General features: G+C 57.7%; 20 protein-coding genes. 17 read left to right on the top strand and 3 right to left on the bottom strand.

The window, feature by feature from the left end; genetic code table 11:
• Window positions 1-22 precede the first annotated feature (22 nt).
• From Q1K07_RS00660 to Q1K07_RS00630, 7 genes are all read left to right on the top strand, one after another.
• The gene (locus tag Q1K07_RS00660; protein WP_300306239.1) at window positions 23-1,579 is read left to right on the top strand and encodes a phosphoenolpyruvate carboxykinase; all 1,557 of its coding nucleotides are present in this window, start codon (window positions 23-25) and stop codon (window positions 1,577-1,579) included.
• 213 nt (window positions 1,580-1,792) lie between these two features.
• Window positions 1,793-2,290: a peptide-methionine (R)-S-oxide reductase MsrB gene (msrB, locus tag Q1K07_RS00655; RefSeq protein ID WP_300306236.1), complete on the top strand. Its 498-nt coding sequence runs from the start codon at window positions 1,793-1,795 to the stop codon at window positions 2,288-2,290.
• A 119-nt stretch (window positions 2,291-2,409) separates the two neighbouring features.
• Window positions 2,410-4,767: a Tex family protein gene (locus Q1K07_RS00650; protein WP_300306233.1), complete on the top strand. Its 2,358-nt coding sequence runs from the start codon at window positions 2,410-2,412 to the stop codon at window positions 4,765-4,767.
• A gap of 146 nt (window positions 4,768-4,913) precedes the next feature.
• Window positions 4,914-6,575: a glutamate--cysteine ligase gene (gene gshA / locus Q1K07_RS00645; RefSeq protein ID WP_300306230.1), complete on the top strand. Its 1,662-nt coding sequence runs from the start codon at window positions 4,914-4,916 to the stop codon at window positions 6,573-6,575.
• Window positions 6,575-7,099 carry a disulfide bond formation protein B gene (locus Q1K07_RS00640; protein ID WP_300306227.1) on the top strand — a complete coding sequence of 175 codons (525 nt, stop codon included), beginning with the start codon at window positions 6,575-6,577 and terminating at the stop codon, window positions 7,097-7,099. The genes gshA and Q1K07_RS00640 overlap by 1 nt, the downstream gene beginning before the upstream one ends.
• A gap of 149 nt (window positions 7,100-7,248) precedes the next feature.
• Entirely contained in the window at window positions 7,249-7,725 is a 477-nt protein-coding gene (gene rsd, locus Q1K07_RS00635) for a sigma D regulator (RefSeq protein WP_149283864.1), read from the top strand.
• A 335-nt stretch (window positions 7,726-8,060) separates the two neighbouring features.
• Window positions 8,061-9,035 (top strand): malate dehydrogenase, encoded by a 975-nt coding sequence (locus Q1K07_RS00630; RefSeq protein WP_300306221.1) that lies wholly within the window; start codon window positions 8,061-8,063, stop codon window positions 9,033-9,035.
• A gap of 150 nt (window positions 9,036-9,185) precedes the next feature.
• Here Q1K07_RS00630 and Q1K07_RS00625 read toward each other — a convergent pair whose 3' ends face one another.
• Window positions 9,186-9,842: an HAD family phosphatase gene (locus Q1K07_RS00625; protein ID WP_300306219.1), complete on the bottom strand. Its 657-nt coding sequence runs from the start codon at window positions 9,840-9,842 to the stop codon at window positions 9,186-9,188.
• A 341-nt stretch (window positions 9,843-10,183) separates the two neighbouring features.
• Here Q1K07_RS00625 and Q1K07_RS00620 point away from each other — a divergent pair, with 341 nt between their 5' ends.
• On the top strand, window positions 10,184-10,675 hold the full coding sequence (locus tag Q1K07_RS00620) for an RNA pyrophosphohydrolase (RefSeq protein ID WP_149283867.1): 492 nt from the start codon (window positions 10,184-10,186) through the stop codon (window positions 10,673-10,675).
• A gap of 31 nt (window positions 10,676-10,706) precedes the next feature.
• Window positions 10,707-12,968, top strand: coding sequence for a phosphoenolpyruvate--protein phosphotransferase (gene ptsP, locus Q1K07_RS00615; protein WP_300306215.1), 2,262 nt, complete (start codon window positions 10,707-10,709; stop codon window positions 12,966-12,968).
• Window positions 12,969-13,016: 48 nt separating this feature from the next.
• Here the strand turns inward: ptsP and Q1K07_RS00610 are convergent, their stop codons facing one another.
• A complete protein-coding gene (locus Q1K07_RS00610) occupies window positions 13,017-13,835 on the bottom strand; it encodes an NRDE family protein (protein WP_300306212.1) in 819 nt (272 codons plus the stop codon).
• 137 nt (window positions 13,836-13,972) lie between these two features.
• Here Q1K07_RS00610 and Q1K07_RS00605 point away from each other — a divergent pair, with 137 nt between their 5' ends.
• From Q1K07_RS00605 to Q1K07_RS00570, 8 genes are all read left to right on the top strand, one after another.
• Window positions 13,973-15,217 carry a response regulator gene (locus tag Q1K07_RS00605; protein WP_300306209.1) on the top strand — a complete coding sequence of 415 codons (1,245 nt, stop codon included), beginning with the start codon at window positions 13,973-13,975 and terminating at the stop codon, window positions 15,215-15,217.
• A complete protein-coding gene (locus Q1K07_RS00600; protein ID WP_300306207.1) occupies window positions 15,217-16,005 on the top strand; it encodes a sulfite exporter TauE/SafE family protein in 789 nt (262 codons plus the stop codon). Before Q1K07_RS00605 ends, Q1K07_RS00600 begins: the two co-directional genes overlap by 1 nt.
• A 28-nt stretch (window positions 16,006-16,033) precedes the next feature.
• Window positions 16,034-16,825 carry a prolipoprotein diacylglyceryl transferase gene (gene lgt, locus Q1K07_RS00595; protein WP_300306204.1) on the top strand — a complete coding sequence of 264 codons (792 nt, stop codon included), beginning with the start codon at window positions 16,034-16,036 and terminating at the stop codon, window positions 16,823-16,825.
• A 78-nt stretch (window positions 16,826-16,903) separates the two neighbouring features.
• A complete protein-coding gene (locus Q1K07_RS00590; protein ID WP_300306202.1) occupies window positions 16,904-17,758 on the top strand; it encodes a thymidylate synthase in 855 nt (284 codons plus the stop codon).
• Window positions 17,755-18,297, top strand: coding sequence for a dihydrofolate reductase (locus Q1K07_RS00585; RefSeq protein ID WP_300306199.1), 543 nt, complete (start codon window positions 17,755-17,757; stop codon window positions 18,295-18,297). Before Q1K07_RS00590 ends, Q1K07_RS00585 begins: the two co-directional genes overlap by 4 nt.
• Before the next feature lie 173 nt (window positions 18,298-18,470).
• Window positions 18,471-19,946: a ProQ/FINO family protein gene (locus Q1K07_RS00580; protein ID WP_300306196.1), complete on the top strand. Its 1,476-nt coding sequence runs from the start codon at window positions 18,471-18,473 to the stop codon at window positions 19,944-19,946.
• Window positions 19,947-20,773: 827 nt separating this feature from the next.
• Entirely contained in the window at window positions 20,774-21,916 is a 1,143-nt protein-coding gene (locus tag Q1K07_RS00575; protein ID WP_300306194.1) for a porin, read from the top strand.
• Window positions 21,917-22,066: 150 nt separating this feature from the next.
• Entirely contained in the window at window positions 22,067-23,260 is a 1,194-nt protein-coding gene (locus Q1K07_RS00570; protein WP_300306192.1) for a hypothetical protein, read from the top strand.
• Window positions 23,261-23,382: 122 nt separating this feature from the next.
• Here Q1K07_RS00570 and katG read toward each other — a convergent pair whose 3' ends face one another.
• Window positions 23,383-25,581, bottom strand: coding sequence for a catalase/peroxidase HPI (gene katG / locus Q1K07_RS00565; RefSeq protein ID WP_300306189.1), 2,199 nt, complete (start codon window positions 25,579-25,581; stop codon window positions 23,383-23,385).
• Window positions 25,582-25,650 lie beyond the last annotated feature (69 nt).

The following is a 25,650-nucleotide window of genomic DNA, read 5'->3' as shown; positions in this document are numbered from 1 at the left end:
GCCTTCTGGCCCAGGAAAGCAAATGACCCAAACTCAGCAGACTTCTGTCGTCCATACCAATCTCAGTTCTGCCAATCTGGTGGAGCGTGCCCTGGCCAGCGGTGAAGGTCGCCTGGCTGCCAACGGTGCCCTGGTGGTGGAAACTGGCGCACGTACCGGCCGTTCCCCCAAGGACCGCTTCATTGTCGATGAGCCGTCCACCAGTGCTGATATCGAATGGGGCAACGTCAACCAGCCGTTTGCCAGCGACAAGTTCGATGCCCTGTGGGCGCGTGTCGAGGATTACCTGCTGGGGCGCGAGCACTATGTTGCACAACTGCATGTAGGTAGTGATCCGACCTATTACCTGCCGGTTCGCGTGCATACCGAGACTGCCTGGCAGAACCTGTTCGGCAAGAATCTGTTCGTGCGTCCTGAAAGCTACAATCCTTCCGCCAAGGATGAGTGGACCATTCTCAATGCCGCTGGCTTCCAGTGTGATCCCGAGCGTGACGGCACCCATTCCGACGGTTGCGTCATTCTCAACTTCGCCCAGAAGAAAGTGCTGATCGCTGGAATGCGTTATGCCGGCGAAATGAAGAAGGCCATGTTCTCGGTACAGAACTTCCTGCTGCCGGCCTCCGATGTGCTGCCGATGCACTGCAGTGCCAACGTCGGGGAAGATGGCGAGACCACGTTGTTCTTCGGCCTTTCCGGGACTGGCAAGACCACCTTGTCGGCTGATCCGGCCCGTTTCCTGATTGGTGATGACGAGCATGCCTGGGGGCCGGGTACCGTGTTCAACATTGAGGGCGGTTGCTATGCCAAGTGCATCGATCTGTCCGCCAAGAATGAGCCGGTCATCTGGCAGGCCATCAAGTTCGGGACCGTGCTCGAGAATGTGGTCCTCGATGAGCACGGCAACCCTGACTATGCCGATGACAGCCTGACTCAGAACTCTCGTGCTGCCTATCCTCTGGAACACATCGAAAAGCGTGTGCCCGAGAATCGCGCTGGCGAGCCCAATGCCATCGTCTTCCTGACCTGCGACATGTCAGGTGTGCTGCCGCCCGTTTCGGTGCTGTCCAAGGAAGCTGCGGCCTATCATTTTCTGTCCGGTTACACTGCCAAGGTGGGTTCCACCGAAATGGGGGCGGCTGAAGGCCTCTCTGCCACCTTCTCCACCTGCTTTGGTGCACCTTTCTTCCCCCGTCCGGCTCGCGTCTACGCCGACCTGCTGATCAAGCGTGTGGAAGAGAAAGATGCCCAGGTCTACCTGGTCAATACCGGCTGGACCGGTGGTGCCTACGGCGAAGGTGGCGAGCGTTTCTCCATTCCCACCACGCGTGCCATCATCAGCGCAATCCAGTCAGGTGTGCTGCGTACAGTGGAAACCAAGCGCCTCGAAGGCCTGAACCTGTCGGTACCGGTTGCCGTACCAGGGGTCGACAGCAAGCTGCTCGATCCGCGCGAAACCTGGGAAGACAAGGCGGCCTACGATCGCAAGCGCGATGACCTGGCAGCCATGTTCGTGGACAACTTCAAGAAGTTTGACGGTGTCAGTGAGGCTATTGTCAACGCTGGTCCCGCACGTACCTGATACCACGTTCCATATCTCCAGCACTTACTGGGAAGCCAGCAGAACCCTGGTAACCCAGTGAGGTCGAAAGAGGAGTGGGCCACAAGGCCTGCTCCTCTTTTTTTGCTCATGTCGTGTTCTTTGCTTATGTCGTGCGTTTCTGGCGCAGTGCAAGGATTCGTCGAGGTACTCGACAAAACCTGATACCTGGTACCTGCAGAGAGGGGGTCGAACATGAAACGACGTGATTTTTTGGCTGTGCTGGGCCTGGCCGGGGTGGCATCGGTGGTTCCTTCAGTGGGGCAGGCGCGCCCCAAACTGGACCTGAGTCCGGCCGAGGGGCTGGAGCGCCTGGAACTGAGCGACGAAGAGTGGCGCGAGCGCCTGACTCCGGAGCAGTACGAGGTGATGCGTGATGCCGGTACGGAGCCATCGGGATCCAGTCCACTCAATGCTGAGAAGCGTGATGGAGAGTACCGATGCGCTGCCTGCGATCTGGTGCTGTTCACCAGTGCCATGAAATATGATTCGGGTACGGGGTGGCCGAGTTTCTTCGATCATGTGACGGGGCACTTGCTGACCGAGAGCGATTACAAGTTGATATGGCCGCGTACGGAATATCACTGTGCTCGTTGTGGTAGCCATCAGGGGCATGTGTTCGAAGATGGGCCAGATCCTACGGGGTTACGCTGGTGTAACAATGGTGTGGCGCTGAAGTTTGTGCCTGCCTGAATACATGCATGAGTGCCCGTGCGGTGAATCGACGCGCCATGCGGGTACTGCAGGTCCCGCCTGAGGAAGCTTTGTGATACCTTGGCGCGACCCATAGATGTTGTCATGCCAAGGATTACATGGACGCACACGCCAAGATCATTTCTCGCCTGGCCGACGAACTGGCGGTCAAGGTTTCTCAAGTAGCGGCGACTGTCGAACTGCTCGATGGCGGCGCTACCGTTCCTTTTATCGCGCGCTATCGCAAGGAAGTCACCGGTGGGCTGGACGATACACAGCTGCGCACCCTGGAAGAGCGCCTTGGCTACCTGAGAGAGCTGGAAGAGCGCCGCGTATCGGTGTTGGCCGCGATTGAAGAACAAGGCAAGCTCACCGATGAGCTGGCTGCCAGCGTTCACGCCGCCGACACCAAGCAACGCCTGGAAGACCTTTATCTTCCGTACCGCAAGAAGCGTCGTACCAAGGCCCAGATTGCCCGTGAAGCGGGGCTTGCGCCTCTGGCCGATGCGCTGCTGGCTGATCCGACACTGGATCCCGAAAAGCAAGCCCAGGGGTATCTGCGCGAAGCCGAGGGCGATATCCCCGCCATCGAAGATGCCAAGGCGGCTCTGGACGGGGCCAAGCAGATCCTGATGGAACGTTTTGCTGAAGACCCGGAACTGGTGGGTTCGCTGCGCGAACGTCTGTGGCAGGAAGGCGAGCTGGTCAGCCAGTTGATTGCCGGCAAGGAACAGGAAGGCGCCAAGTTCTCTGACTACTTTGAGCACGATGAGCCCCTCGCCAAGGTGCCATCCCACCGAGCCCTGGCCATGTTCCGCGGGCGCAACGAGGGCGTGCTGGCGCTGAGTCTGCGCTTCCCTGGGGAGGATGAAGCTCCCGTGCATCCCGCGCAGGTGGCGATTGCCCGCCACGCGGGGGTTGTCGATGAGGGACGTGCTGCCGACCGTTGGCTGGCCGAGGTGGTGCGCTGGACCTGGCGGGTAAAGCTCTACACTCACCTTGAAACTGAGCTGATGGGCCGTCTGCGCGAGCGTGCAGAAGGAGATGCCATCGATGTCTTCGCTGCCAACCTGAAAGATTTGCTGCTGTCGGCCCCGGCGGGCCCGCGGGCGACGCTGGCCATTGACCCGGGCTTGCGTACCGGCTGCAAGATCGCAGTTGTCGATGCCACTGGCCAGTTTCTCGAACAGGCCACTATCTTCCCCCATGCCCCGCGCAATCAATGGGATGCCTCGCTGGCGGAATTGGCACGCCTGGTCGACAAGTATGATGTCGAACTGATCGCCGTGGGGAACGGTACGGCCAGTCGTGAGACCGATAAGCTGGCTGCCGATCTGCTCAAGGCCATGAGTGGTCGCCGTCTGTCCAAGGTCATGGTTTCCGAGGCTGGGGCTTCGGTGTACTCGGCTTCGGAATATGCTGCCAAGGAACTGCCGGATCTGGATGTCACCATTCGTGGGGCCGTATCCATTGCTCGCCGTCTGCAGGATCCTCTGGCCGAGTTGGTCAAGATCGAACCCAAGTCCATTGGTGTGGGGCAGTATCAGCACGATGTCTCCCAGGTGCAGTTGTCCAGGAGCCTGGAAGTCGTGATAGAGGACTGCGTCAACGCCGTCGGGGTGGACCTCAATACGGCTTCCTCGGCACTGCTGTCCCGGGTCGCCGGGCTCAACCCGGCTCTGGCCGAAAACATCGTTTCGCGGCGCAATGCCCAGGGAGCCTTCCGTGACCGTCGTGACTTGCTCGACGTTTCGCGCCTAGGGCCCAAGACCTTCGAGCAATGTGCCGGTTTCCTGCGCATCATGAATGGAGACAATCCTCTGGATGCCAGTGCCGTGCATCCGGAAGCCTATCCGGTGGTAGAGCGCATCGCTCAGAAGAACGGTCGTGAGCTGTCAGCACTGATAGGCGATAGCGCCACGCTCAAGCAGCTCAAGCCTGCTGAGTTTGCCGATGAGCGTTTCGGTGTGCCCACCGTGACTGACATCATCAAGGAACTGGACAAGCCCGGACGTGATCCGCGCCCTGAGTTCCGTGCGGCGGAGTTCCGGGAGGGTGTCGAAACGCTCAAGGACCTGGAGCCGGGCATGATTCTCGAAGGCACTGTGACCAATGTCACTCACTTTGGCGCCTTTGTGGATATCGGTGTTCATCAGGATGGTCTGGTGCATATTTCTGCGCTTTCCGACCGTTTTGTCGAAGATCCTCGCTCTGTGGTCAAGGCGGGAGATATCGTCAAGGTCAAGGTCATGAGCGTCGATCTGGAGCGTTCACGTATCGCTCTGTCGATGCGTCTGAGTGACGATCCGTCCCAGGCCGAAGGCGGCGGCAGCAATAAACGCGGCGGTGAGCGCCCAGCGCAGCGACGCCAAGGAGAGCGCGGCGGCAACAAGGGCGGTCAGCAGGGACGTCGCGAGGAAGCGGCTCCCATGGGCGCACTTGGGGCTGCATTGCTGAAGGCTCGACAAAAAAGCTAGCGTGTTAATGATGGCGTCCTTGAATCCTCGCTCGAGGACGCCATAATCTGACGACTTCGGGTGCAGACGTGCCTGTGATTCACGCCGATTGAAGCCGGCCCCTGGGGCCAGCCACGACCGTGTTCTCCAAAACAGGGGGCTCATTCTTGTCCACATCGCTTTCATTGCTCCTCGAACGCCTGCGTGGCCCGGCTGCGGCACGACGCTTTGGTCGCCTACGGCGCGGTATCGAGAAGGAAGGGCTCAGGGTCGATGATCAGGGTGCAATTTCCCCTCTTCCGCATCCTTGGGCATTGGGGTCCAAGTTGACCCATCCGCATATCACGACGGATTACTCTGAAGCATTGCTCGAGTACATTACGCCGGTATACAGTCGACCGGAGCAAGCCCTGGAGTTTCTGGCTGATCTGCATCGCTACACCTATCGCCACCTGGAGGGCGAGTGGGTCTGGCCGGCCAGCATGCCATCGCGCCTGAATGGTAACGACAGCATTCCGATCGCTGACTACGGAAACTCCAACGTCGGCATCATGAAACATGTCTACCGCAAGGGACTGGATGTGCGCTATGGGCGTATCATGCAGTCGATTGCCGGGGTGCACTATAACGTTTCCCTGCCGGACGATCTCTGGAACCTGCTCAAGACCCTGGATGGCCAGGAAGAGCTGTCGCTGGACGAATATCGCTCATCACGTTATTTCGATCTGATCCGCAATTTCCGCCGCCATAGCTGGTTATTGTTGTATCTGTTTGGCGCCTCGCCGGCCCTGGATACCAGTTTCCTGCCCGATGGAAAGGTGCCGGAAGGTTTGCAGCGCCATGCCAAGCGCACTTTGCTGTCGCCTTATGCCACCAGCCTGCGCATGTCCGACCTGGGTTACCAGAACAAGGTCCAGGATCAACTGCGAATCTGCTTCAACTCGCTGTCCAACTACGTCAATACGTTGCGTCATGCGATTTCTTCGCCCTGGCCTGACTATGAAGCTCTTGGCGTCAGGCAGGGAGATGAGTGGCAGCAGCTCAATGCCAACATCCTGCAGATCGAGAACGAGTACTACAGCGACATACGTCCCAAGCGTGTCGCTCGCCATGATGAAACCCCGAGCCAGGCACTGGAAGCGCGCGGGGTGGAATATATCGAAGTCCGCTGTCTCGACATCAACCCCTTTGCCAGTGTCGGTATCGATGTCACCGAAACGCGGGTGGTGGATACTTTCCTGATGTGGTGTCTACTGCACGAGAGTCCCTGGATCACCGATACGGAGTGTGATCACCTCGATGACAATCGTCGTCTGGTGGTGGAGCGCGGTCGTGAGCCAGGACTGGAACTGTTCGATGGCAACCAGCGTCGCTCCCTGCAGGAATGGGGCAGTGCGATTCTTGATGAGATGACAGGCGTGGCCGCATTGCTGGATCGTCTGGAAACCGGCACCCCGCATGGTGATGCCCTGGCCGAAATGAGTCCTCGCATGGCAGATCCCGCTCTGACGCCTTCCGGGCGCGTAATGGCGCTGCTACTGGAAAGTGGCGAGGATTTCATCGATGTCATGCAGGATATCGCCCGGAAGCAGGCCGAGAGTCTGCAGGCTGCTCCCATGGATCGTTCTCGGGAAGAGCAACTCGAACAACTGGTGGAAGCTTCTCATCAACAGCAGGTACAGATCGAGGAAAGTGATCAATGTGATTTCCCGACCTTCCTTGCCGATTATTTTGAGCGTGCACGAGAATCACGTGCCTTGTCCTTTGTAAGCAGCCTGATGGATAGACCACCAGCCGATGGTTCGGCCAAGCATGGAGAGCATTACTGATGGGTGACTGGACCTTACGTCAATGGAGTCTGGCGGGCTTTGTCCTGTGTGTGGCGATGATGGCCGCCGCACTGGTGATGGAGCATGTGTATGGTCTTGAGCCATGCCCATTATGTGTCTTTCAACGGGTCGCGGTGATTGCCGCCGGTGTGGTGTTCCTGGTAGCCGCTTTGCACGGTCCGCGTGGCAGGGCAGGAGCCATCGTCTATGGCGGCCTGGCCAGCCTGGCAGTACTGGCAGGAGCAGGAATTGCCGGACGTCATCTGTGGCTGCAGTCACTCCCCGCTGACCAGGTGCCAAGCTGTGGTCCCGGGCTGGACTATATGCTGGATGTGATGCCGTTCCAGCAGGTGTTGAACAATGTGCTTTCCGGCTCAGGAGAGTGCGCCGAGGTCGGTGCGCGTTTCCTTGGTCTGTCGATTCCTGGCTGGACCTTGATCGGCTTCTTGGCGCTGTTGGTATGTGCTTTCGGCATGCTGTTCAGTGCCCGTGGTCGTGGTACTGCCTACCGTTGGAACGGCTAATCAAATACTTGCTACATACCCGTTGACAGGGAGCGCTACAGGGAGGACTCTGATCTTCCCCAGGGTTCGCAGGATACCGTTCAAGACGCATGGGCTTGGCCGGTATGCGAGCGAAAGTCCCATGGATCAGTAGCGCAACGGAGGCCCCCATGTTGGAAGATTGCAAGTCCGCCCGCGAACGCTGGGGCGGTGTTCACCAACTCATCGACCGTTGGCTAGAACAGCGTCATCAGCTGCTTGAGGTGTTCTCGACGTTGGATGGCTCCTGTGATGCAGAACTGGAGACCATCACCAAGGAGCGTCTCGATACATTCAGTGAGACCTTGATGGACTACATCAGTGCCGGTCATTTCGAGGTCTATCCACAGCTACGTGAGGAGGCCAGGTCGTTTGACGACGACGAGGCCCTGGCGCTAGCCGATCGTCTGCTCGAGCGTCTGGAAATGTCCACCGAACTGGTGTTGGCCTTCGATCAGGACTATGTCGATGGAGCAAGCTGTGACAGGAACCTGCATCGCTTGCCTGCCTGGATCGATCGCCTCGAGCGAGGTCTGCGCGAGCGCTTCAGCCTGGAAGATCAGTTGATCCAGCGCTTGCATGAGGTGCATGCGCCAGCTGTCTCCTAGCCCGGCGGTCATGAACATGCATCGAGCCTCATTGCTTCACTCCTGATGTCGGAACTGCTGTGTTCCGAGGGAGCTGGCGGTGGGGCGCTATCACATGCTCATCATGGGCGTTTGGTGTCCTGGGCAATGCAACATGGTGTTGCGTCGGCAAGGCAGCCGAGTGCCAAATATCCAGGTAATTACCTATGTAGAATTGAGTTTTGTGCACTGCAGGCATAAGATTCCTCGCGTCCTGAACGTAGCCCCGTCGTGGAGTGCGGTCGAGCAGGCACTGCCTGGACAATGCTCAGTCACTTCCGGGGCCTCCCTCACGGCGACAATCCGAAGGAGCCATGATGAAAGATCCCGTACGTATTGCCATCACCGGTGCAGCCGGTCAGATCAGCTATTCCCTCGCTTTCCGTATCGCTGCCGGCGATATGCTGGGCCCGGATCAGCCGGTCATTCTGCAGCTGCTGGAAATCACTCCGGCGATGGATGCCCTTCAGGGTGTAGTGATGGAACTCAATGACTGCGCCTTCCCGCTGGTGCAGGATATCGTCGCTACCGATGACCCCAATGTGGCTTTCAAGGACGCTGACTTTGCTCTGTTGGTCGGTGCCCGTCCGCGTGGTCCAGGCATGGAGCGCAAGGATCTGCTCGAAGCCAATGCGGCCATCTTCTCCGTTCAGGGCAAGGCCATCAACGATCACGCCAGCCGCGACATTCGCGTCCTGGTCGTTGGCAACCCGGCCAACACCAATGCGCTGATCGCTTCCTGCAATGCCCCGGATCTGGATCCAGGCCAGTTCACCGCGATGATGCGTCTGGACCATAACCGTGCCAAGTCTCAGTTGGCCGAGAAAACTGGAAAGCATGTCACTGATGTCGAGAAGATGATTGTGTGGGGCAACCACAGCGCCACTCAGTATCCGGATCTGGCTCACTGCACTGTGGCAGGCACTCCGGCCTTCGATCTGGTAGAGCGTGACTGGTACGAGAATGACTTCATTCCGACCGTTCAGCAGCGCGGTGCCGCTATCATCAAGGCTCGTGGTGCTTCTTCTGCGGCTTCTGCGGCTTCTGCTGCCATCGACCACATGCGTGACTGGGCGCTGGGTAGCGACGGTATCGTCAGCATGGGTATCCCGTCCGATGGTAGCTACGGCGTCGAGCCGGGCATCATGTTCTCCTACCCGGTCATCTGCAAGGACGGCAAGTATGAAATCGTCCAGGGGCTGGCTGTCGATGCATTCAGTCAGGACCGGATGAAGGCCACCGAGCAGGAACTGCGTGAAGAGCGCGCAGCCGTCGAGCACTTGCTGGGCTGATATCCGTTCCCTTCTGCCGGTCGCAGGGCCGGCAGGCCATGGAGATGGATATGAAACGAGGCCCCGCCCATCCTAGGATGGGCGGGGCCTCGTCGTTTCTTGCCAATCGTCTTTGTAGGCCGTTTCTTGCGAAGCGCCTCGACGCCGGTATCAGTCTCGTAGGGAAATGATCTTCCAACTGCGCTGTTCGGCCACTTCACGCAGTTTCATGTCTGGGTCCACGGCCACTGGGTGCTCGACCAGCTCCAGCAGTGGGAGATCGTTATGAGAGTCACTATAGAACCAGGCACCATCAAGAGTGTCGTCGCGATCTTCCAGCCATTCATTCAGGCGTGTCACCTTGCCTTGCTGGAAGCTCGGAGTACCGCTGACCTTGCCGGTGTAGCGTCCGTGCATGATCTCCGGTTCCACAGCAATCAGTTCGTTGATACCCAGGCGTGCAGCAATGGGAGCGGTAATGAACCGGTTGGTTGCGGTGATGATCAACAACGTATCGCCACGCGAGCGGTGACGTGCGATCAGGTCTTCCGCCCGGGGAAGGATACTGGGCTCAATCTTGCTGATCATGAATTGCTGGTGCCAGGCAGCCAGCTGTTCCATGGAGTTATCTGCCAATGGTTTCAGCGCGACTTCGAGAAATGCCATCATGTCCAGACACCCGGCATCATAGTCAGCCTTGAAGCGATCGTTGGCCTCACGGTAGGCCACCGGGTCCACGGCGCCTTGTTCCAGCAGGAACTCTCCCCAGGCATGATCGCTGTCAATAGAGAGAAGGGTGTTGTCCAGATCGAAAATGGCCAAGCTCACGTTGTGTCCTCGTGCTGAAAAGAAGGTCGCTCCCATCCTTGCTTCTGTGAACAAGTGTTTACTGACACGTTTTTGACGTTGTCGATGAGGCCTGGGTTTGTCGAACATCCTCCGGCAGCATCACTGCTGACAGTGTCGAGAAAGCCAGTCGCGGGAGCAACAAAGGGCCAAGATTATCGCAGATGCCTTGTCGAGGTTCGATAGCCAGTGGAGAAAGCCTGACTGGCAAGTTTGGCCAGAAAAGAATGGTCAGAAATAGAAGCGTAGAACCAAGGCCATATTGATGCGCTCGAAGCCCTTGTGGAAGAATGAGCCTAATACTGACTTCAAAGGTGAAGCCCGTGATCGACGTAGACGGCTTTCGCCCCAACGTTGGCATTATCATTGTCAACGACCATGGGCAGCTGCTTTGGGCGCGTCGGGTAGGGCAGAATGCGTGGCAGTTTCCTCAGGGAGGCATCAAGTCGGATGAGACACCTCAACAGGCGTTGTTCAGAGAACTTGAAGAAGAAATCGGTTTGACAGCCGATGATGTAGAGATTCTTGCCTGTACACGGGGTTGGCTGCGCTATCGCTTGCCGCGACGCATGGTACGGACACACTCACGTCCGGTGTGTATCGGACAGAAGCAGAAATGGTTTTTATTGCGCATGCGGTGCCAGGAAGGCCGCATATGTGTAGATGGCACACCGAAACCGGAATTCGATGGTTGGCGTTGGGTCAGCTATTGGTATCCGCTGGGGCAGGTGGTGCCGTTCAAGCGGGAAGTGTACCGCCGTGCACTTCGTGAGCTATTACCCCGCGCTCAAAGTCTGGCGCTGGAGAATGGTTGACAGGGGTAGTTAAACAATAAGGCTTCCGACCATGCTCGAGATCCTTCGTAGAATCATTCAGGAAGTCAATGGCGCGCGTAGTCTTGATGCAGCGTTGGCCACCATGGTGCGGCGTATCCGCAAGGCCATGCGCGCGGATGTGTGTTCCTTTTACCTGTATGACGCCGACCAGAAAGCTCTGGTGCTGATGGAAACTATCGGCCTGCGTACGCAGGCCGTGGGACATGTCGCTCTACCTATTGGTGAAGGGCTGGTGGGGACTGTGGCCAGGCGGGAGGAGCCTCTCAACCTGGAAGATGCTCAGTCGCATCCCAACTTTCGCTACTTCGAAGCCACCGGAGAAGAGCGTTACAGCAGTTTTCTTGGTGTTCCGATCATTCACCAGCGCCGCATGCTGGGGGTACTGGTCGTGCAGCAGGCCGAGCGGCGTCGCTATGACGAGGAAGAAGAAGCCTTCCTTGTGACCATGGCGGCACAGCTGGCCGGTGTACTGGCTCATGCGATAGCCACTGGAAGCCTGAGCCAGCTGGCACGCCCCGACGGTCAGGCAACTTTCATAGGGGTAGCAGCATCCCCGGGTATGGCGATCGGCGAGGCGGTGGTGTTGGCGCCACCGGCAGACCTGGACAGCGTGCCAGATCTGGTTCCCTCCGATGTGGAATACGAGATTGCCCGGCTCAAGGAGGCCATAGGCCAGGTCAAGGAAGATATCCGTGCTGCGGGCGAGCGCCTGGCTAACCGGATTTCCGCACAGGAACTGGCGCTGTTCGAGGTATACCAGCAGATGCTGGGTGAGGCGGCGTTGTCTCAGGAAGTGGAAAAACGCATCCGTGAAGGTCAATGGGCACCGGGAGCGTTGGCCGATGTGGTGCGCCGACATGTGCAGTATCTGGAGCGAGTCGATGACGACTACCTGCGGGAACGGGCTGCGGATGTTCGTGATCTCGGGCGCCGAGTGCTGGCGCATCTGCAGGAGGAGTCCCCGCGCACGCCAGATGAATATCCCCATGGTACTGTGCTGATCGGCGATGAGATCAGCGTCGCTCTGCTTGGCGAAGTGCCCAGGGAGCGTCTTGGTGGCCTGGTATCGGTGCGGGGGTCAAGCAACTCCCATGTTGCCATCATTGCTCGAGCGATGGGGATCCCCCTTGTTTCCGGCATGGTTGATCTACCATTGCCACGCCTTGGGGGAGCAAAGCTGATCGTGGATGGGCACCGTGGGCGCTTGTTTGTGCGTCCCGCCCCGGAACTGATCAGCCACTACCAGAGCCAGATCAATGAAGAGCGTGCCTTGAGTGCATTGCTTGAGAATGAACAGGATCTGCCGAGTGTCACTCCCGACAATCACTCCATGACATTGATGGTGAATACAGGCCTGGCTGTGGATACCGGTGCCTCACTGAAGTCTCGCATTGGAGGGGTGGGGCTGTATCGCACTGAAGTGCCTTTCATGATCACGGAGCGTTTTCCGGGCGAGCAGGAACAGATGCGCATGTACCGGGAACAGCTCGAGAGTTTTGCTCCGTTGCCGGTCGTGATGCGAACGCTGGATATTGGTGGGGATAAAGACCTGCCGTACTTCCCCATCGAAGAGGCCAACCCTTTTCTTGGCTGGCGGGGTATCCGCGTGACCCTTGACCATCCAGAGGTGTTGATGGTGCAGGTCAGAGCCATGCTGCGGGCTTCTCTGGGGCTGGATAATCTACAGATTCTGTTGCCCATGGTGAGCAATGTCGAAGAGGTAGATGATGCTCTGCGGCTGATCGACCGGGCCATTGACGAGTTGGGCGAGGAAGGTCTGGATGTCTCCAGGCCGCTCATCGGGGTGATGATCGAAGTACCCGCTACGCTGTATCAGCTTGAGGCGCTGTCACGGAGAGTCGATTTCTTCTCGGTAGGCAGCAATGACTTGACGCAATATCTACTGGCCGTGGATCGCAACAATCCTCGTGTGGCGGAACTGTACGATTCTTGCCACCCGGCAGTGTTGCTGGCCTTGTATCGCTTGGCGACAGAGTCCCAACGCCTGGGGGTGCCGACCTCTGTTTGCGGTGAGCTGGCAGGAGATCCGGCTGGCGCCTTGTTGCTGATGGGAATGGGTTTCCAGACCTTGTCGATGAATGTCCCAAGTCTCCCTCGTGTACGGGCTGCCATTCGTCGAGTGTCTGCCAAGGCGGCGACAGAACTGTTGACGGAAACCCTGGCACTGGATTCTCCCAAAGAGGTTCGTCATCACCTCAATATGCGCTTGAAAGGCTGGAAACTGGCGCACCTGCTTCCGCCGAGAGATTGATACTGTTCACGAGCTACGAGCTACGAGCTACGAGCTACGAGCTACGAGCTACGAGCTACGAGCTACGAGCTTGGCATGCCAGTGGGCGTTATCGATCATGACTTGGCGTTGTGTTTCCCTGACGATACGACCGTCGCTGGCGAAGGCCTTTTCATGCAGGTTGAACCAAGCTTGGTGGTGTGTGCGGTGGAGTATCAGGCGGGTCATCGCTCGCGTGCCATATTCTTCACTGACGATAAAGGACGATGATAGAAAGCGTTCCTTGTCCAGGCTGATGCCTGTATCGGGTAATTCGTTATCCTCGGCCTGGAGGGGATCGAGAAAGGCCTTGGTCGCCATGGGAAGGGATGTCTCTGCCTGCGCGAGATCCTGAGCCAATGCCTGAGTGGCATGTCTCACCTTGGGCCAGGGGGTGTCGAGACTGGCATTGGACAATCCGTGGATGCCTGGCGTGACCGCTGACAGGCATACTTCCCGATGATTGCGTGTCAGGTGCCAGAGCCCGGAGGGGGAGCCCACCAGAAGATTGAAGCCGGCATAAGCTTGTGCTTCGTCTCGTGCCTGACGCAGCCAGGCTTCCAGGTCCGGGGCCTCGAGAGCGGCACGCACCAGATGGCCACGACTTGGCGCTTGGGCAGGAGCTTCCATTCCAGGGGCACGCACATTGGTGATGGCGGCTATCCGTCCATTTCGATGTACGGCCAGCCAAGTGCCGCCAGCCTGCAGGTCGCGGCCAGCGAAGAGTCCTGGTGCGTCCGGCCACTCTGCCAGGGGCAGCGTCGGACGTTGATGGTACTCATCCCGATTGGCGACAAGTACCAGTGGCATGGTACTGGCTGGGTCGTATTGAAAGGCGATTAGACACATCGGGCCAGAGTACTCCGCATTTTTCGCCCAAGGAATTTTGTGCCCCGGGAATTTCATGACCATGACAGTTTACTTAATGCAACGTACACTCATCGCACTCACGTTCCTCATCGCTCATACGTTCAACAGGACTGAACATGTCGGCCAATGCATGCAGGGATCGCCTCTGGCGTAGGCTGGTTATTCCCATACTGTGGCCTGTAGGGGTAGCGCAATTGGTGCTGCTCGCTCTGGTGCTGGTATTAGGGGGGAGTCTGCGCTGGCTGATGCCGGAGACCGCGAGCTGGAGCACTACGCTATGGCTGGTGCTGGGGCTGCTTTGCGGCTCTACCCTTAATGTTGCCGTCTTTCTGATGTTGCTCAAGCACCGCTTGCGTCGTGTCCAGCGTGATGACGACAGCTTGCTGGTACGAGTCGCCACGCAACTGGAACAGCGCCTGGAACAAGCAGGGGTGGAGGCTCCTGGCGGGGAAGATCAGCTCAGTGCCGAGCGGGTCCAGCAATTACTGGATGCGGTAGAGTCTCTGTCCTTGTCAGCTGAAGAGAAGCCTGCCCCTCCTGTGGAAGGTGCCTTGTCACCCGGTGAGGAACTGTTGAAGCTGGGCAAGGAGAACGACCGCCTGGCTTCTGCTCTGATCCGCGCCCGTGATGAATCTCGCCTCAAGTCCGGCTATCTGGCGCATGTATCCAAGTCCCTGTCTGTCATCATCGAGATGCTGGAAAATCGTACTCTGATCGAGCGGCGCGGAGCAGTTAACGAGCGAGCAACACCGGCTGGCTCCAAGGCAAGTGATGCCAGGACTATCGACTCCAGAACTATCGACTCCAGAACTATCGACTCCAACACTATGGACACCAGGGCCGGGGATGATAGTGCCGATGTTGAGCGTGAGGCACTTTATCGTCGTCTGTCGGAAATTCTTCTGTTGGTGGAAAATCTGGATGACCGTGAACCAGGCAAGGCCGGCTTCCGTGTCGCAGGTCCACGCGTGCTGATTGTCGATGATGGCCCGGTCAACCTTATGCTGGCTCGCCAAGTACTCGAACGGGAAGGGTTCGATGTACTGACGGCCACCTCCGGACAGCAAGCCCTTGATCAACTGGAAGCGCACAGCGTGGACCTGATTCTGATGGATATCGTGCTGCCCGATATCGATGGGGTGGAGATATGTCGACGACTCAGAGCCATGGAAGCAGCCACCCCCCAGCGTGAGCGTGCGGTCGTCATAGCCTTGACGGCAAACGTTGGTGAGCTGGATCAAACGCGTTTTCGCCAGGCAGGCATGGATGACTTCCTGGCCAAGCCCTACAAGCCCCAGGAGTTGCTTGAAACCCTTGATACCTGGCTTCCGGACTCTGGTCCCCAGCCTGGAGAGCACTGATGATTGAAATGTGGCTCAGCTATTTTGGGGTGGGTATCGCTGGCGGCATTCTGGCCGGGCTTTATGGCATAGGCGGAGGGATGGTCATTGTCCCCAGCTTGATGGCCGTCTTTGCCGTTCAACAAGTGTCTCCTGACGTCGCCATGCATCTGGCAGTGGGCACTTCCCTGGCGACCATCAGCATTACCGGGATTTCATCGACCTGGGGCCATGTGCGTCGTGGAAGTGTGCGCCGTGACTGGCTGATGGCCTTGCTGCCAGGCCTGGTCATCGGTGCCGTCCTTGGTGTGTTCGTTGCTGGAGCACTGTCCGGTGGGCGGCTGGGCATGCTGTTCGGCATCTTCCTTCTGTTGGTAGCGCTGCGCCTGGTGCTTGGTCGTGCCACACCGGCCAACCGCACTTCACCCAGCTCACCGAAAATGATCACTGCCGGGGTGGTGATCGGTAGTGTATCGGCATTGTTCGGTATCGGCGGCGGAACGCTGAATGTCCCCTGGTTGCTGCGTTGCGGTGCCAGCATGACCCAGGCTGTGGGAACTTCTTCTGCCTGCGGGCTTCCTATTGCGGTGGTTGGAGCTGTGACCTTCATCATTACCGGCTGGGGCAATGCGCAATTGCCGCCGGGGGCGATAGGCTTTGTCATGTTGCCTGCCTTCATTGGCATCGTCGTGACCAGTGTGCCCAGTGCTCGGGTCGGAGTGATGCTCGCTCACCGGCTGCCTTCACGAGTGCTCAAGCTTTCCTTTGCCGTTCTGCTTACAGTGGTGGGGCTGGGGTTCTTGGTCTAGAACTGATTGATTCAGGGAAACGTTTTATATGCTCGCTTATCCGAATATCGACCCCGTTGCCATTGCCATTGGCCCGTTCAAGGTCCACTGGTATGGACTGATGTATGTGATCGGCTTCCTTGCTGCCTGGTGGTTGGGCACGCGTCGGGCAGAACGTATTGGGCTCAAGCGGGACGATGTGGGAGATTTGCTGTTCTACGCTGCCATCGGTGTCGTCGGTGGGGGACGCCTGGGTTATGCGCTGTTCTATGGTCTTGAGCAGTGGCTGTCCGACCCTCTTTGGATCTTCAAGGTGTGGGACGGCGGCATGAGTTTCCATGGTGGCCTGATCGGTGTGCTGATTGCGTCGCTGTTGTTTGCCCGGCGCAAGGGGTTGGCCTTCTTCACCTTGACGGACTTCGTGGCACCGCTGGTACCGGTGGGGCTAGGTGCGGGCCGTATCGGCAACTTCATCAACCATGAGCTGATGGGGCGGACGACGGATCTGCCCTGGGGGATGGTGTTCCCGGGTACGGATGGTCAGCCGCGTCACCCATCGGCACTGTACGAGGCGGTACTGGAGGGGCTGGTCCTGTTTCTGATCCTGTGGTTCGTTTCGGCCACACCCCGGCGTCGTGGTGTGGTGTCGGGCCTGTTCCTGGTCTGTTATGGCGCATTTCGCTTCTCGGTGGAATTCGTGCGTCAGCCGGACCCACAACTAGGGTTCATCGCTCTGGGCTGGGTCACCATGGGAATGCTGTTGAGCTTGCCGATGATTGTTGCAGGTATTGCGCTGATCCTTTGGTCGCGCAATAAACCTGTGGATGCCAAGGTAGTTTGATAGGACATTCACATTCATGTTGAGTGGAGCATGGTAGAATCCTGCCCCATTTTCGAGAGTCTGAACGAGAGTTGGCCCATGCCGTCTGATGTTATGCCGTCTGCACCGTCCCCCAACCCAGCCGAGCTGCCCCCGCTGGAGCAGCCATATCTGGATCTGATGCGTGAAGTGCTGGAGCATGGCGTCGAGCGTGATGATCGCACTGGGGTTGGCACTCGCTCGATCTTCGGCCATCAGATGCGCTTTGACCTGGCACAGGGGTTTCCCCTGTTGACCACCAAGAAGCTTCATCTGCGTTCCATCATCCATGAGCTGTTGTGGTTCCTGAAAGGCGATACCAATATCGCCTATCTCAAGGAACATGGTGTCAGGATCTGGGATGAGTGGGCCGACGAGAATGGCGATCTCGGACCTGTCTATGGCTATCAGTGGCGCAGTTGGCCGGATCCAAAAGGTGGGCAGGTGGATCAAATCCAGAAACTGCTCGACCAGTTGGAAAACAACCCCCAGTCCCGGCGTCTGATTGTCTCTGCCTGGAACCCGGCACTGGTGGATGAAATGGCCTTGCCGCCATGTCATTGCCTGTTTCAGTTCTACGTGGCCAACGGCAAGCTGTCCTGCCAGCTCTATCAACGTAGTGCCGATATCTTTCTCGGTGTGCCGTTCAACATTGCCAGTTATGCACTGCTTACCATGATGGTGGCCCAGGTCGCAGGACTCGAGCCAGGAGACTTCGTACATACTCTGGGGGATGCGCATCTCTACCTGAACCATTTGCAGCAGGCCGAACTGCAGTTGGCTCGAGAGCCTCGTCCAGCTCCGCGCCTGGTGCTCGATCCTGCGGTCGACAACCTGTTCGATTTCCGTTTCGAGCATATTGCTATCGAGGATTATGACCCGCATCCGCATATCAAGGCAGAGGTGGCAGTATGAGCCGTGACTTGAAGGAACTGGACACCTTCGTGCCGGTGGCCATGATCGCGGCCATGTCACGTAACCGTATCATCGGTGTGGATAACCAGTTGCCATGGTACTTGCCTGAGGATCTCAAGTTCTTCAAGCGCATGACTCAGGCCAAGCCTCTGGTCATGGGGCGCAAGACCTACGAGTCCATTGGCAGACCGTTGCCGAATCGGCTTAATATCGTGGTAACGCGTGACGAGTCGTTCGAGCATCCCGGTGTGCGGGTTTGCCATGATCTGGCCAGTGCCATTGAACTGGCGGACCATCAGGCCATACTGGATGGAGCTGAAGAAATCATGATCATGGGAGGGGCTCAGATCTATGCCCAGGCCATGTCCATCGCTTCTCGGCTATATATCACCGAAGTGGAGCTGGACATCGAAGGCGATGCCTCTTTCCCCGAAATCGAGCCCGATGTATGGCATGAGGTGGAAAGCCATGCCGGTTCGCCCACAGCAGGCCAGCCGAACTATCGTTTCGTTCAGTATCAGCGTAATGAAGAGCGCTAGTAGGCAAGCGTTAGTAGATCGCAGGCAAGAGAAGAAGAAAGTCATTGAAAGTCAGTCGTTAACGTACTGACATAGACGTCGCAGGGTAGCGACAATTGCCACGGCGCGCGGCCTGGCACAGACTGATGCGATAAGGTTGCCAAGAGATGGCAGTGAGCCAGGAGGGAGACGACGTGATCCAGACACACGCAGAGCACCCGTTGGATGCGCTCGAGCAACGCACGGCGACGCTACTGGACGGACTGCGTGAAGGGCGTAAGCGGCAATCCCGACTCGAAGCGGAGCGTGATGGTCTTGCCCAGGAGCGCGACGCACTGGTCGTTGAATGCGATGCATTGACTGCTGAACGTGATGGCCTGGTTCAGGAGCGCGATGCACTGGCTGCTGGACGAGATACGCTGGTGGTCGAGCGTGATGCACTGGTCCTGGAGCGTGACGCACTGTCTCGCCAACAAGTGTCTCTCCAGGCTCAGATGGCTGAGTTGAGGCAGAGTCAGGATGCAGTCTCGGTACGGATTGCCGAACTTGAGGCCGAACTGGCTGAAACTCAGGCACAACGTCAGGCGCTGTTCGAGGAAAACAGTGAGCTGGCTGAAGAGAACAGAGAGCTCGACGAGCAGAATCGTGAACTCGAAGCTCATAATGCTCGCCTGCGTGAGCGGGCAGAGCACCCTGAAACTGCTTCGTCAGGAACACCGCTGTTTTCTCCACCCGTGCGTCGGGCTCAGGGACTGGCGGCATTGATGCAGCATCGTCCGCGTCATCACGCTGACGATACGCGCCTGGAAGACCAGAGAGAAAAAGCCCCGCAGGTGGAATCCCGGCAGGAAGACGTATCGTCTCCAGTACAGGCTGCATTTTCCTCTCCCCAACCCGCCATGCCATCCAGCAGTGCTGAAGTTTCTTCAGCCGCAGCGCAAAGCGACATGGAAGCGCAAGGCAAAGGAGAAGCGCCAGGTGGGGTGGAAGTCCAGAGCGCAACAGAAGAACAAGGCGACAAGGAAGCCGGAAGCCAGGCGGACCTGCCTATCGACAAGGCTCCATCTCCCCAGTCATTGCTTGAAGAATGGTACAAGCGTTACGACCAGACGTTCTTCAAGGGGCACACGCGTCCTTTGAAGATTGGTATTCACGAGGATCTGGCACAGCGCGAGCCCTGGCCGGAGAAACTGGTACGCAGGGCACTGGCCTGTTACGTGAACCTGCCGCGTTATCTCAAGTCCGTGCGAGAAGGTGCTGATCGCATCGACCTTGATGGCGCAGTGGATGGCAAAGTGGATGCTCAGGCTGCCGAGCATGCAAAGCGCAAGCTCGACCGCCTCCAGTCAGAGCGTCGCAAGAACAGCTCTTCCCACCATGCTTCCCGTCGCCGGGGAGAGAAGCCCGCCCAGCAAGCGCAATCTGAGAATAAGCAACAGGCGCAACCCGAAAAAGGGCAGGGGGCATCCCGACAGCATGCCAAGGATGAATCCAGAGTCCACAAGACGTCATCATCCCAGCAATCAGCTCAAAAACAAGGCAGCAGCAAGTCGCCCAAATCCTTGCCCTACAGTGATCCAGCACAGAATGTATCGGAGCAGGATCTGTCTCCCGAGCAGCGCATGCAACTGAAGCTGGATGCCTTGATGGCACGGCATAACGCTCGTTGAACCAGCAGCATTGTCAGGTATTGACCTTTGTCGGCTGAAATCTGCTCAGGCCATGCTTTCAATGATCTCTGGAAAAGCGACCACTGAAAGCATGGTTCGCAAGAACATGATTCTCAACATCCTGGTTTTCAAAAACGGAGCTCTCAAAATCAGAGCCCTCAAAGCGCATGCTTTTCAAAAGCGTCGTTTTCAAGATCAAAGTTCTCAAAGTCATAGCCTCAAAACATGGTGTCTGGAACTTTGCCCTCACAAGCATGACCTTCAATCAAGAACATGATCTTCAATAAAGAGGCCATCAAATGAGCCGTTCCTATCGGTGTGGATTCAGCTTATTTTGGTTTTGATAATGGAATGACAATTGTCATACTTTGTCGACTTGAAAGCGTCATGTAGCCGGGGCATGATGTAAGCGCTCATTGTGCTTGGGCATTCAGAAGAAGGCCTGCCAGCCTGCTCTGGATGCTGGGGACGTAAACGAACGATGTTCGCGTATGTTTGCCGCTGCTGCCATCGCTGAAACCGCATCAGCTCGGTTTTCGCGGGGATTTGGTACCAAGTTCAGGAGCTGCATGAAGGAAAACAGTGTTTTTTTCTTGTTGCGCTCCCGGAAATCCCGGTATATGGTTGCCCTTGCGAGCATTGGACTATAACAAGGCTTCGCCGTTGTCAGGCTCGCGCCTCGACTCCCGTGAGGGACTCGGGCCAGAACGAGCCGACACGAGATCGGCAAGCCAAAGCTGCCCTGGCTGGGCATGAAGCGGAATCACCGCCATCGGCCAAGTGCAGCATCGATCGAAACAGCAAGCTAGTCATAAAGGAACTCAGCAATGAAAAAGACACTGTTAGCGACTGCCATCGCTGGTGCTGCTGCCTTCGCTGCCGCTGGCGCCCAGGCTGCTACCGTCTACAACCAGGACGGCACCAAACTCGACATCTACGGCAACGTCCAGTTGATGTATCTCTCCGAGAAAGATATCACGGGCGAGCGTAAGGATGAGATCGCCGATAACGGTTCTACCTTTGGCTTTGCTGCCGAGCACGAGATCTACAACGGTCTGATCGGCTACGCCAAGATCGAATTCGACGACTTCAGTGCTGACGAGATGAAGATTGCCGGCCGCGACAAGGGCGACACTGCCTACCTCGGTCTGAAGGGCAACTTCGGTGACGCTCGTCTGGGTTCATACGACTCCCTGCTGGATGACTGGGTTCAGGATCCGCTGGGTAACAACGAATACTTCGATCCGTCCGACTCCAACGCCTTCAAGGGCTTCCCGGACGATGATGACGTAGATTACCCGGAAAGCTATGGTGATCCGGAAGGCGACAAGCTGACTTACACCTCTCCGGTGTGGGGTGGCTTCCAGTTCGCCATCGGTACCCAGTACAAGGGCGATGCCGAGAGCGAGAACCTGTCTGATTCCGGCCAGGCTTCCTTCTTCGGCGGTATGAAGTACACCGTTGGTGGCTTCACCATCGCTGGTGTCTATGACGACTTGGGCATCTATGACGTCGATGCTGGCACGTATAGCACTGGCGGCGATGACTACGTCTTAGATAGCGACCAGGACCTGGGTGACCAGTATGGTGTGTCCATGTCCTACCAGTGGGATTCCCTGGTAGTGGCCGTCAAGTACGAGCGTTTCGAGTCTGATAGCGACCTGTATCTGGATGCCGACTACTACGGCATCGGTGCCCGCTACGGCTACGGCAACGGCATGGGTGACATCTACGGTTCCTACCAGTATGTCGATTACGGCGGTTCCGGCATCGCTGATCGCGTCAGCACCATCAACTGCGATGTGCGTGACCGCGACGGATGCGATGACAACGACAGCCGCAACGAAATCGTTGCCGGTATGACCTACAACATCTCCGACGCCATGTACACCTGGGTCGAAGGTGCATGGTACGACCGCGAGAACAATGCTGGCGACGGCTACGCAGTGGGTGTTACCTACCTGTTCTAAGCCTTGCGGCATGCAAGCTCGTCACTGGTTCATTTTGTCATGACGGGTTTGACCTCATAGCTTCGGAAAGCTATAAACGAAAGCCGATCCTCCGGGGTCGGCTTTTTCTGTTCCATGTTTTGTTTACCCCAGCCAAGCAAGTGAGGATCCATGAATAAGTTCACCGTTCCTGTGGCGTTGCTGGCGCTTGGTGCCACCTGCTTTAGTGCAGTTGCCCTCGCCGAGGATGACAGCGTAATGCAGCAGCGATTCCGCGAGCAGGGGAAAGCATTCGATTTGTCGAAGTTTTTGCAGGGTGAAAATGATGCCCGGAGCCGCAGCTTCACTTTCGGATCTCCCCATGCACATGATTTCACCGTCAAGAGTGCCGGAGTCTATCGTTTCGAGAGCAAGATCGCGCCGGGCTATTCCGATAACTATCGCATTGAAGCGGTGCTGATGGATGCTCAGGGACAGGTCATTTCCCGTGATGAAGGCAATGGTAATAGCGGTGGCCTGAAACTCGAGCAGCCCCTGGAGCCCGGTGACTACACGCTGCAGGTTCAGGCCAACCGTTTCGGTACACGTGGAAGGGCTGGTGACGGTTACTCCATTGCCATTACTGGCCTGGATGCCCAGGGCAACGCGGTGAAGGGTGCGGTCAATGATGGCGATGGCATTCAGTTCGTGGGCACTGATCGTGAAGGCAACACCAACGCCTTCGTGCGTGGTGGGGCGGTTGCTACCCTGGGTAGCGGCACTGCCGCGGGGGCTACTGCCGGTAGCACGACGGCAAGCAGTACCGCGACTACGGGCGCGAGTGCAACCAGTGCAGGAACGGCTGCTTCGGCTGCCGGGACTTCCGCTTCCTCTGCTGCTGGCGTTTCCACTGGTACTGCGGTAGCCGGTGGTGTGGCGGCGGGCACTGCTGCAGGTGTCGCGGTAGCGTCTTCCGGTTCTAATGCTGCTACCGAGACTGCACCTCAAGCGGCTACCACCGATGCCCAGGCAGCGGCCCCGGCCGCCAGTGCCGCACCGGAACAGGTGCAGAGCATCACTACGGATGTGAAGATTCGTGCCCGTGGCGAATTCCTGACCTTTAATGTGGCACAGCCAAGCCAGGTGGCGATTACCACCTCCACCTATCCGGGGGGGGACGAAGATACCTACCGTCTGGTTCTGGAAGTGGTCGATGAGTCAGGCCAGGTCGTGGCGGAGGGTGCCGGCAAGGCGGGTAATGGCAATGCGGAAATCCGCACTCAACTGGCTCCCGGACGTTACAAGATCCAGGGTTATGGTCAGAAGTTCGGTAGTTCCCATAGTGGCCCGAACAATTATGAGCTGAAGGTGGTGCTGGACCAGTAAGGGAAGGGCTTCCTGAACGCATACTGTTTGTCCATGAGCAAGGGCCGCCCTGATGGGCGGCCCTTGTCTTTTGTGGTTACTGTCTTCTCTCACTTCTCTCACATGCAGCCGGGTTGAGGCTGTCATGCCAGGTCGAAGCGGTCCAGGTTCATGACCTTGGTCCAAGCGGCAACGAAGTCATTGATGAACTTGGCTTCAGCGTCTTCGGTGGCATAGACCTCGGCCAATGCTCGAAGCTGAGAGTTGGAACCAAAGACCAGGTCGACACGGGTTGCCGTCCACTTCCGCTCGCCGCTCTTGCGATCGAAACCTTCGTACAATTCCTTGTCGTCGGATACCGCCTTCCACTGGGTGCCCATATCGAGCAGGTTCTTGAAAAAGTCGTTGCTCAACGTTCCTGGGCGCTGGGTGAAGACGCCATGCTGAGAGCCTCCGACATTAGTGCCCAGCATGCGCATGCCACCAATGAGCACTGTCATTTCCGGAGCCGTCAGGGTCAGCAATTGTGCCTTGTCGATAAGCAGCTGCTCGCCCTTGGCGTCGAATTTACCTTGGATGTAGTTACGGAAGCCATCATAGAGCGGTTCCAGTACCTCGAAGGACTCCGTGTCGGTCTGTTCTTCCGAGGCATCCATACGTCCTGGAGAGAAGGGCACACGGATGTCGTGCCCGGCATTTTTCGCTGCTTGTTCAACACCGGCACAGCCCGCCAGCACGATCAGGTCAGCCAGGGAGATCTGCTTGCCACCGGCATGCGTGGCATTGAATTCGCCCTGAATGCCTTCAAGGACTTTCAGCACCTTGGCCAATTGATCGGGCTGGTTGGCTTCCCAGTGTTTCTGTGGCGCCAGGCGGATACGTGCGCCGTTGGCACCTCCACGCAGGTCCGAGCCACGGAAGGTGGAAGCGGAAGCCCAGGCAGTGGACACCAGTTCGGAAACGGACAAGCCCGAGGCCAGCACCTTGCTCTTCAGGTCTGCCACATCCTGCTCATCGACCAGTGTGTGGTTCACGGCCGGAATAGGGTCCTGCCAGATCATTTCTTCAGCAGGGACTTCCGGTCCCAGATAACGTGAGCGCGGTCCCATGTCGCGGTGGGTCAGCTTGAACCATGCGCGAGCAAAGGCGTCGGCGAACTCCTCGGGGTTTTCCATGAAGTGGCGCGAGATCTTTTCGTAGATCGGGTCCATGCGCAGTGACAGATCGGTCGTCAGCATGGTCGGGACGCGCTTCTGGGAGGGATCCTGAGGATCGGGGACGATGGCATCAGCATCCTTGGCCTGCCACTGCCAGGCACCACCTGGGCTCTTGGTCAGTTCCCACTCATACTTGAACAGGTTTTCGAAGAAGTATTGGCTCCACTGCGTGGGGGTCTGTGTCCAGGTAACTTCCAGGCCACTGGTAATGGCATCTCTGCCACTGCCGGAACCAAAGTTGCTGACCCAGCCGAGTCCCATCTCTTCGAGTCCTGCAGACTCCGGGGCAGCCCCCACATTGCTATCGGGAGCGGCACCATGTGTCTTGCCGAAGGTATGGCCACCGGCAATCAGGGCAACGGTTTCTTCGTCATTCATCGCCATGCGGGCGAAGGTCTCGCGTATGTCCTTGGCCGCAGTGACTGGGTCCGGGTTACCTTCAGGACCCTCCGGATTGACATAGATCAGCCCCATATGGGTTGCCCCAAGAGGTTTCTCCAAGTCACGATCATCACCGCCGGAAATGCGCTTGTCACTACCCAGCCAAGTGGTCTCGGAGCCCCAATAGACATCCTGATCGGGCTCCCAGGTATCTTCGCGACCACCGGCGAAACCGAAGGTCTTGAAGCCCATGGATTCCAGGGCGACGTTGCCGGTCAAGATCAACAAATCGGCCCAGGACAGCTTACGACCATATTTCTGCTTGATCGGCCACAGCAGACGGCGAGCCTTGTCCAGGCTGACGTTGTCGGGCCAAGAGTTGAGTGGCGCGAAGCGCTGCTGGCCGCGACGTGCGCCGCCGCGACCGTCAAAGGTGCGGTAGGTGCCGGCGGAATGCCAGGCCATGCGGATGAACAAGGGGCCATAATGACCGAAGTCGGCAGGCCACCAATCCTGAGAGTCAGTCATCAGGGCATGCAGATCAGCTTTCACGGCATTGAGATCGAGGCTGTTGAAAGCTTCTGCGTAGCTGAAGTCTTCGCCCATGGGGTTGGATTTGCTGGAATGCTGATGCAGAAGGTCAAGACGCAGCTGGTTGGGCCACCAGTCCTGGTTCGTGGTACCGCCGCCTGCGGTCGCACCTGCATGGAAAGGACACTGTGATGGGATTACCTGATCGCTCATGACTCGTCGTGCTCCTTCTGTTCGCTAAGAAGACTGCTGGTATGAACAACATAGTTCGGCATCAGAACG

Origin of the sequence: Halomonas sp., assembly GCF_029263665.1 — a bacterium.
Lineage (GTDB): Bacteria > Pseudomonadota > Gammaproteobacteria > Pseudomonadales > Halomonadaceae > Halomonas.
This window is presented reverse-complemented; position numbering and strand designations above follow the sequence as displayed.

Excerpts from the sequence above, each read along its gene's own strand:
- Q1K07_RS00660 (WP_300306239.1), top strand. The coding sequence starts at position 23 with ATGACCCAAACTCAGCAGACTTCTGTCGTCCATACCAATCTCAGTTCT.
- msrB (WP_300306236.1), top strand. The coding sequence starts at position 1,793 with ATGAAACGACGTGATTTTTTGGCTGTGCTGGGCCTGGCCGGGGTGGCA.
- Q1K07_RS00650 (WP_300306233.1), top strand. The coding sequence starts at position 2,410 with ATGGACGCACACGCCAAGATCATTTCTCGCCTGGCCGACGAACTGGCG.
- Q1K07_RS00640 (WP_300306227.1), top strand. The coding sequence starts at position 6,575 with ATGGGTGACTGGACCTTACGTCAATGGAGTCTGGCGGGCTTTGTCCTG.
- rsd (WP_149283864.1), top strand. The coding sequence starts at position 7,249 with ATGTTGGAAGATTGCAAGTCCGCCCGCGAACGCTGGGGCGGTGTTCAC.
- Q1K07_RS00630 (WP_300306221.1), top strand. The coding sequence starts at position 8,061 with ATGAAAGATCCCGTACGTATTGCCATCACCGGTGCAGCCGGTCAGATC.
- ptsP (WP_300306215.1), top strand. The coding sequence starts at position 10,707 with ATGCTCGAGATCCTTCGTAGAATCATTCAGGAAGTCAATGGCGCGCGT.
- Q1K07_RS00610 (WP_300306212.1), bottom strand. The coding sequence starts at position 13,835 with ATGTGTCTAATCGCCTTTCAATACGACCCAGCCAGTACCATGCCACTG.
- Q1K07_RS00605 (WP_300306209.1), top strand. The coding sequence starts at position 13,973 with ATGTCGGCCAATGCATGCAGGGATCGCCTCTGGCGTAGGCTGGTTATT.
- Q1K07_RS00600 (WP_300306207.1), top strand. The coding sequence starts at position 15,217 with ATGATTGAAATGTGGCTCAGCTATTTTGGGGTGGGTATCGCTGGCGGC.
- lgt (WP_300306204.1), top strand. The coding sequence starts at position 16,034 with ATGCTCGCTTATCCGAATATCGACCCCGTTGCCATTGCCATTGGCCCG.
- Q1K07_RS00590 (WP_300306202.1), top strand. The coding sequence starts at position 16,904 with ATGCCGTCTGATGTTATGCCGTCTGCACCGTCCCCCAACCCAGCCGAG.
- Q1K07_RS00585 (WP_300306199.1), top strand. The coding sequence starts at position 17,755 with ATGAGCCGTGACTTGAAGGAACTGGACACCTTCGTGCCGGTGGCCATG.
- Q1K07_RS00575 (WP_300306194.1), top strand. The coding sequence starts at position 20,774 with ATGAAAAAGACACTGTTAGCGACTGCCATCGCTGGTGCTGCTGCCTTC.
- Q1K07_RS00570 (WP_300306192.1), top strand. The coding sequence starts at position 22,067 with ATGAATAAGTTCACCGTTCCTGTGGCGTTGCTGGCGCTTGGTGCCACC.
- katG (WP_300306189.1), bottom strand. The coding sequence starts at position 25,581 with ATGAGCGATCAGGTAATCCCATCACAGTGTCCTTTCCATGCAGGTGCG.